The 7,523-nt window shown below is 63.5% G+C and carries 7 protein-coding genes and 1 tRNA gene; 5 read left to right on the top strand and 3 right to left on the bottom strand.

Features of this window, described 5'->3' with window-relative positions:
- The 3 genes from WA702_RS21430 to tcuA all read right to left on the bottom strand — a co-directional run.
- On the bottom strand, window positions 1-134 hold a 134-nt coding region (locus WA702_RS21430; protein WP_425112549.1), incomplete at its 3' end, for a lytic transglycosylase domain-containing protein.
- A 236-nt stretch (window positions 135-370) separates the two neighbouring features.
- Entirely contained in the window at window positions 371-1,576 is a 1,206-nt protein-coding gene (gene tcuB / locus WA702_RS21425) for a tricarballylate utilization 4Fe-4S protein TcuB (RefSeq protein ID WP_425112548.1), read from the bottom strand.
- On the bottom strand, window positions 1,560-2,999 hold the full coding sequence (gene tcuA, locus WA702_RS21420) for an FAD-dependent tricarballylate dehydrogenase TcuA (protein ID WP_425112547.1): 1,440 nt from the start codon (window positions 2,997-2,999) through the stop codon (window positions 1,560-1,562). The genes tcuB and tcuA overlap by 17 nt, the downstream gene beginning before the upstream one ends.
- A 170-nt stretch (window positions 3,000-3,169) precedes the next feature.
- Between tcuA and WA702_RS21415 the strand changes: the two genes are divergently transcribed.
- The 5 genes from WA702_RS21415 to WA702_RS21395 form a co-directional block, all read left to right on the top strand.
- Window positions 3,170-4,081: a PaaI family thioesterase gene (locus WA702_RS21415; RefSeq protein ID WP_425112546.1), complete on the top strand. Its 912-nt coding sequence runs from the start codon at window positions 3,170-3,172 to the stop codon at window positions 4,079-4,081.
- Between the two features lie 109 nt (window positions 4,082-4,190).
- The gene (locus WA702_RS21410) at window positions 4,191-5,012 is read left to right on the top strand and encodes an alpha/beta fold hydrolase (RefSeq protein ID WP_425112545.1); all 822 of its coding nucleotides are present in this window, start codon (window positions 4,191-4,193) and stop codon (window positions 5,010-5,012) included.
- Between the two features lie 396 nt (window positions 5,013-5,408).
- Window positions 5,409-5,485: transfer RNA gene (locus tag WA702_RS21405), tRNA-Met, on the top strand.
- 170 nt (window positions 5,486-5,655) lie between these two features.
- Window positions 5,656-6,759 (top strand): DNA polymerase IV, encoded by a 1,104-nt coding sequence (gene dinB / locus WA702_RS21400; protein WP_425112544.1) that lies wholly within the window; start codon window positions 5,656-5,658, stop codon window positions 6,757-6,759.
- Window positions 6,760-6,973: 214 nt separating this feature from the next.
- A partial coding sequence (locus WA702_RS21395; protein WP_425112543.1) for a carbohydrate porin occupies window positions 6,974-7,523 on the top strand: 550 nt, incomplete at its 3' end.

Raw genomic sequence — 7,523 nt, 5'->3', positions numbered from 1 at the left:
ACCGTCACCGGCGGCGCCGCGACTGCTGCCTGCGGCGGCTTCTGCTGGCTGCAACCGGCAAGCGCAGCCGCGAGCGCGATCACGACGACCTGAGACGAACGAAGAAGCGGCTGCCTCCCGTATAACTTTGTCACGACAACAGCCCCCTGCAAAACGTCCTGCAATCATCTCGCCTGCGCGGCCAGACGGCGCGCACACGAACCCGGTTTCGATCTGGGTTCGACCGGCTCAGATCACAATAGATGATGGGTGGCATTTCTACGACGGCGCGCTGCACCGCCATACCGGTTCAGGGGACAATCGCGAACGGATCGTGCGAATTGATAAAACGAAGATCAATCAGAACAGGCGGCAGCGCCACCCTGCCCCCTCAATCCCCACCAAGCCCGATGCGGTTCGGCAGCCGCTTCTCGAGCGTGTGCTTGAACAGCGCCGCCGACCGAAAAACGGCATGCGCAAACTTGCCGTACGGCAAGGTCAGGAACAGCGCCATGACCGTGCCGAGATGGATCGCCAGCCACAGCGCCATAAAGCGCGTATCGCGCAATACCAACAAGGCAAGACCGGTGATGCTGACGATGAACAGCAACGCGATGAAGCCGCGGTCCATCGGCCGCTGTGCGATATCGCTGCGCTCGGCATCGCGCTGCAGATTGAGCCACAATAGCCCAGCCGGGCCGATCAAGAGGCCGATGCCGCCGATGGTGCCGAGCACTACCGGCCAGCTGAGCCACGGATACGGCGCCTCATAAGAAAACAGATAATGATAGAGCGTCGCGATCGAGGTGGCGGCGAAGCAGAACAGGAAGCCGTACATCGTCAGCTGGTGAAACCAGCGCCGTACAAGGGTGAAACGATCGTCGTCCTCATTGCAGCCGACGCCATGGCCGCCGCCGAGATAGCGCAGCACGGCGACGTCATAGACGGCCTCGACTGCGGCCGGCCCGCGCGCCCTGGCGAGTTCACCCGGCGTTAGAGCTGCGCTCTCGCCCGCCGGCGAGATATCACGCCAGAATTTGCTCACACCAACGGCAAGGGCGGCGATCGCATACAGGAACACGATGCTGAACACGACCGCCAGGAAATTATGCGGGAAGATCGCGTAGAAATTGCCGGCCAACGGCGGATGCACGAGATGGCCCGACATCGCCACCGCTAGTACCAGAAACAACGCGAGCCCACCGGCCAGCGCCAGCGCCACGGTGACGCCCTGGTGCCGGTAGAGCTCGCCGAGCGCGCGCGGCCACGCATAGTCCTGATAGGTCTTGGGGCGGACTTTGGCCATCGCCTGCGGCACGTTGACGGCGAATTCGTGCGGCGGTGCATATTGGCAGGCATAGAGGCAGGAGCCGCAGTTGTGGCAGAGATTGGCGAGATAATGCGTGTCGGCCGCATTGAATTCGAGCCGACGCGTCATGGCCGGAAACACCGCGCAGAAACCTTCGCAATAGCGGCAGGCGTTGCAAATCTGCATGACGCGCGCGACCTCCTGCTCCTCGGCGCCGAGCAGCGAGAGCAGGTCCGTCGGCGTAGTGTCACAGGCCGGGGCCGCGATCGTGTCAGTGAGCGGCGGCATAGGCCAGGTCCTCCTTGAATTCGGGATGCGTAAAGCCGGCGCTCGCCGCGGCGTTGACGCCGGCAATGCGGCCGAAGGCCGTGCCGATGCTCATGCCGACGCCGGCCGTGTAGCCCTTGCCGAGCACGTTGCCGGCCATCATCTCGCCGGCCGCAAACAAATTTTCGCTCGGCACATCGTTGAAGCGGGCTGCCGCGGTGTGGTCGGTCTTCAGGCCGAGATAGGTGAAGGTGATGCCGGGCTTCAGCGGATAGGCGAAGAATGGTCCGGCATCGATCGGCTGCGCCCAATGGGTCTTGGCCGGCGCCAGCCCCTCGGTGCGGCAATCGTCGAGCACGGTGTGATCGAAACGGCCGGGGCGGCAGGCGGCATTGTAGGCGTCGAGCGTTGTCATGAAGGCCGCGACGTCGAGACCGATCTTTTGCGCCAGCTCGGGCAGCGTGTCGGCGCGGGTGCCGGCAAATACCGGCGGCATGAAGCGGCCGACCGCCTTGCGATCGATGATCGACCACGCGGTCTGGCCCGGTTGCTGCGCGACGAGACGGCCCCAGATCGCGTAGCGCTTGGGCCAGAAGTCCTCACCCTCGTCGTAGAAGCGTTTGGCCTCGCGATTGACCACGACGCCGAGCGAAACGCAATCGATGCGGGTGCAGATGCCGCCGTCATACAGCGGCGCGCGGGCGTCGATCGCGACGCAATGCGCTTGCGTCGGATCTCCGATCGAATCCACGCCAGCATCGAGCATGAATTTCAGCAGCACGCCTTGATTGAATCGGGTGCCGCGGATCAGGAAGTTCTCCGCCGTCCACTCGCCGCGCTCGTTCTGGCCCCAGGCCTCGCGCTGCCATTCCAGATTGGATTCGAAGCCGCCACAGGCCAGCACGCAGGATTTTGCGGTGATGCGCTCGCCGGCTTCCGTGATGGCGGCGATGAAGCGGCCGTCCTTCAATTCGAGGCTCTTCACCGGCGTCTCGTAGCGGATCGCAACGCCGAGCTCGCCGGCGCTGCGGTAATAGGCATTCACCAGCGCCTTGCCGCCGCCCATGAAGAAGGCGTTGGTGCGCGCCACGTGCAGTGCGCCCGACAGCGGCGGCTGGAAATGCACGCCATGCCGGCGCATCCAAGGACGGCAGCGCGACGAGTGGCGAATCACCAGCCGCGCCAGCGCCTCATTGGTGAGGCCACCGGTGACCTTGAGCAGGTCCTGCCAATATTCCTCTTCCGGGTAGGCCTCGACCAGCACGTCCTGGGGCGCATCATGCATGCAGCGCAGGTTCCGCACATGCATCGAATTGCCGCCGCGCCAGCTCTGCGGCGCCGATTCCAGCATCAGCACCGACGCGCCGGCCTCCCGCGCCATCAGCGCCGCGCACAACGCGGCATTGCCGCCGCCGATGACGAGAACGTCAGGCGTCTCCTGCATCAGGCCGCGTCTCCCCGCTTCAGTCCGTTCGTTGCCTTATCCTGAGGCTTAGCCTTGCCTGGCCGATATTTCCACCGGAATTGGCCGCAGATCAGCTACCCGCCGGAGCGACGCCGGATGCCTGGCTGCAATGCTTGGCGTCAAGCGCCCGGGCAGTCTAGAACGTCGGCATGTCCGATATACCAGATCCGTCCCAGCCGCTGTCCTTTGACGATCTCGCCGCGGCGATCCGGCAGCGCCGCTCGACCTATGGACATATCAGCGGCTTGCTGCTCGATCGCGCCGCATCTGGCGAGGCCTGGTCCAGCCTGCCCTACCGTCCCGCCTTCGTCGGCGACACCGAGACCGGCGTGCTGCATGGCGGCGTGGTCACGGCGATGCTCGACGAGAGCTGCGGCATGGCGGTGCAGCTCGCGCTCGATGGCAGCATGGCGATCGCCACGCTCGATTTGCGCATCGACTACCAGAAGCCGGCGACGCCGGGGCTGGCCATCAAGGCCCACGCGCACTGCTATCGCGTCACCCGCTCGATCGCCTTCGTACGCGCCACTGCCTATCAGGACTCCGAAGACGATCCCGTCGCGACCGCCACCGCCTGCTTCATGATCGGCGCCAACCGCACCAACATGTTGACCGACAGCCGGGTCAATCCGGGCCCGCTGCCGGGCCTCGATGTGCCGGAGGATCCGACCGGCCCGTTTCCCACCAGCCCATTCGCGCGCTGGCTCGGGATTCGCATGGAGGACGACGGCACCTTGCTGCTGCCGTTCTCGCCCAGGATCATCGGCAATCCGGTGCTGCCCGCGATCCATGGCGGCATGACCGGCGCCTTTCTCGAGACCACGGCCGTCGTCGGCGTCCGGCGCGAGCTCGGCGTTACGGCGATGCCAAAACCGATCGGGCTGACCGTCAACTACCTGCGCTCGGGCCGCGCGCTCGACACTTTCGCGAGCGTCTCGATCGTCAAGCAGGGCCGGCGCGTGGTGGCATTCGAGGCGCGGGCCTGGCAGACCGATCCGGCGCAACCGATCGCCTCGGCCTTCGGTCACTTCATGCTGCGGCAGGCAAGCGGCGCCGATTGAAGCGTGCGTTTCGGCAAACCACGTCAGTCGTGAAAGACCATGTTGCGCTTTTGCGGCAAGGCCTCGTGCTGTCGCGGCCGGGTCAGGCCGCCAGAAGGAGAGCGTCGACATGCCCACCATCACCACCACGGACGGCACCGAGATCTACTACAAGGATTGGGGCCAGGGACAGCCGATCGTGTTTCATCATGGCTGGCCGCTGAGCGCCGACGATTGGGACAATCAGATGCTGTTCTTCCTGCAGCAGGGTTTTCGCGTCATCGCGCATGACCGGCGCGGCCACGGCCGATCGAGCCAGACCAGCGTCGGCAATGACATGGACACCTATGCGGCCGACGTCGCCGCGCTCGCGGCGGCGCTCGACCTGCGCAACGCGGTTCATATCGGTCATTCCACCGGCGGCGGCGAGGTGACGCGCTATGTCGCCCGCCACGGCAAGGGCCGCGTCGCCAAGGCGGTGCTGGTCAGCGCCATCGCGCCGATCATGGTCAAGAGCGACAGCAATCCGGAGGGCTCGCCGCTCGGCGTATTCGACGATCTCCGCAAGCAGCTCGCCGCCAACCGCGCCCAGTTCTATCGCGAGGTGCCGATGCCGTTCTACGGCTTCAATCGCCCCGGCGCCAAGGTGCTCGACGGCGTCGTCGACAATTGGTGGCGGCAGAGCATGATGGGCGCGGCCAACGCGCATTACGACTGCATCAAGGTATTCTCCGAGACCGACTTCAACGGCGATCTGAAGCTGATCGACGTGCCGACCCTGGTCATGCATGGCGACGACGACCAAATCGTGCCCTATGCGGATGCCGCGCCGCTGTCGGCGAATATCCTCAAGAATGCGACCTTGAAGATCTACAAGGGCTATCCGCACGGCATGCTGACGCTCCATGCCGACGTGCTCAATCCCGACATCCTGGCGTTCATCAGAGATTGAGCGCGCAGAGCCGCGCAAAGAAAAAGCCGCTTGCACCGATGAGGTGCGAGCGGCCAAGTCTAGGGAGGAAACGCCCAAAATGGGCTGACCTCTACCTATGCGATTGCCGGACCGAAAAACATCCGGACATTTCCGGGGCCGAGCAAATAGCGTTGTCGCGAGATGAACGGCGTGACGCCTTTCACGCAGCATTCACCATGGCTACGACGTCCGCGTGCTGCGGCGAGGCTGAACAACCTTCGGGCCGAGCTGGGAACCCGTACGAGATAGTGCCGACGAAACTAACTTCGGTAAGTCCTGAGGATGCCTGCGACGTTGCTTGACAGGCAGGGACGCCCCTCCTTATATGCCGCGCGTTCGCAGCCATATGGTCGACAACGACCGGCCGAACGCCGTGGCGGGGTAGCTCAGCTGGTTAGAGCACGGGAATCATAATCCTGGGGTCGGGGGTTCGAGTCCCTCTCCCGCTACCATATTGATTCTATAAGCATTTTGTCTTTTTCATCGCTGGCTGTACCCGCATCTGAACTCCCTGCGCGAGGCTTTCTGCGACGGGGGCTTCCCAGGCTGAATCATGCTCACCGGGCCCTTCCGGCTTCGTCGCCATACAGACGTGAGCGCCGGGATTTCGTAGAACCCGCGCATGCAGCCTCGCGATCCGGAACAGGATGCCGCTCCGCCGGCCCACCGCAAGATCATCCACATCGACATGGATGCGTTCTATGCGTCGGTCGAGCAGCGGGACAATCCGGACCTCAGGGGCAAGCCGGTGGCGGTCGGCGGCTCGAAGGAGCGCGGCGTCGTGGCGGCCGCGAGTTACGAAGCCCGCAAGTTCGGCGTCCGCTCTGCCATGCCGTCGGTCACCGCAAAGCGGCAATGTCCGGACCTGATCTTCGTCAAGCCGCGGTTCGAGGTCTACAAGGCGATCAGCCTGCAGATCCGCGCCATCTTCGCCGAGCACACGCCGATCATCGAGCCCCTGTCGCTCGACGAAGCCTATCTCGACGTCACCGAAAACCTGCAAGCCATCCCGCTCGCCAGGGATATCGCGCTCGCCATCCGGGCAAAGATCAAGGCCGAGACCGGCCTCAATGCCTCGGCCGGCATCTCCTACAACAAGTTTCTGGCCAAGCTCGCGTCCGATCACCGCAAGCCCAATGGCCAGTTCGTCATCTCGCCCGGGATGGGACCAGCCTTCGTGGAAGCGCTGCCGGTGGGCAAATTCCACGGGATAGGTCCCGCGACCAGCACGAGGATGAATGCGCTTGGCATCTTCACAGGTCTCGACATGCGCAACCAGACGCTCGAGTTCATGAACGCGAATTTCGGCAAATCCGGCGTCTACTATTACTGGATCTCGCGCGGCGTCGACGAGCGGCCCGTGCGAGCCGACCGCATCCGAAAGTCAGTCGGCGCGGAGACGACCTTTTCGACCGACCTCATCGAATTCGATGCCATGATCGCCGAGCTTCGGCCTCTCATCGACAAGGTCTGGCGTCACTGCGAAGCGACGGGCAATCGGGGTCGCACGGTGACGCTGAAAATCAAGTTCGCCGATTTCGAGATCATGACACGCAGCAGATCCGTCCCCTCGCCGGTCGCCAGCCGGGACGAGCTGGAGAGCATGATCTCCAGCCTGCTCGAATGCGAGATGCCGCTGCCGAAGCGCGTCAGGCTGCTCGGCGCATCGCTGTCGTCCCTGCAAAGCGAGAACGACAGCGAGCCACAACTGGATTTCGGCCTGTGAACCGGCCTCAGTCGGCGAAGATTGCTTGTGCGCTGTGAATTTTTTTCTCGCGGCTTAAGTACGAAAGTCCACATATCAGCGCGTCCCAGCAGCCGTAAATCACCGCTTGAGGTGGCTGGTCGGCCATGTCCTAATGCCACGTCTCGCGCGAGTCTTCATCTTGTTCCAGTCGAAATTGAGCACGTCCACGCAACGCCTGCTGCGAGCTGCCGTCATGGCCGGCCTTGTTGCAAGTTCCCAAGCCTTTGCGCAGGACGACAAGAAGACCGACGATGACAAGCCTGCCGATCCGGACACCGGCGAAAGCACGGTCGAGGAAAAGACGCTGGGACTGCTCCCCAATCCGTTCCAGAAGGACGGCGTGAAATTTGCCGCGACCTACATCGGAGAGACACTCGGCAATGCCTCCGGCGGCCTGAAGCAGGGCGCGATCTATGAAGGACGGCTGAACCTTGCGGTCGATGTCGATCTGCAAAAGCTGGCCGGCATCGACAAGCTGACCTTCCACGCCAACATGTTCCAGATTCATGGCGATGGATTGTCGCGCGACTATCTCGGCAACTACCTCGTCGTCAGCGGCATCGAGGCATTGCCATCGACGCGATTGTACGAAGCCTATTTCGAGAAGCAATGGGGCGACAAGAAGGTCTCGCTGAAGTTCGGCCAGCTGGCCGCCGACAGCGAGTTCTTCAATACCAAATACACCGATGTCCTCACCAACGCCTCCATGGGCTGGCCAGCGATCACCTCGCTCGATCTGCCGA

The sequence above is a fragment of the Bradyrhizobium sp. genome, assembly GCF_049798375.1.
Lineage (GTDB): Bacteria > Pseudomonadota > Alphaproteobacteria > Rhizobiales > Xanthobacteraceae > Bradyrhizobium.
This window is presented reverse-complemented; position numbering and strand designations above follow the sequence as displayed.

Excerpts from the sequence above, each read along its gene's own strand:
- tcuB (WP_425112548.1), bottom strand. The coding sequence starts at position 1,576 with ATGCCGCCGCTCACTGACACGATCGCGGCCCCGGCCTGTGACACTACG.
- tcuA (WP_425112547.1), bottom strand. The coding sequence starts at position 2,999 with ATGCAGGAGACGCCTGACGTTCTCGTCATCGGCGGCGGCAATGCCGCG.
- WA702_RS21415 (WP_425112546.1), top strand. The coding sequence starts at position 3,170 with ATGTCCGATATACCAGATCCGTCCCAGCCGCTGTCCTTTGACGATCTC.
- WA702_RS21410 (WP_425112545.1), top strand. The coding sequence starts at position 4,191 with ATGCCCACCATCACCACCACGGACGGCACCGAGATCTACTACAAGGAT.
- dinB (WP_425112544.1), top strand. The coding sequence starts at position 5,656 with ATGCAGCCTCGCGATCCGGAACAGGATGCCGCTCCGCCGGCCCACCGC.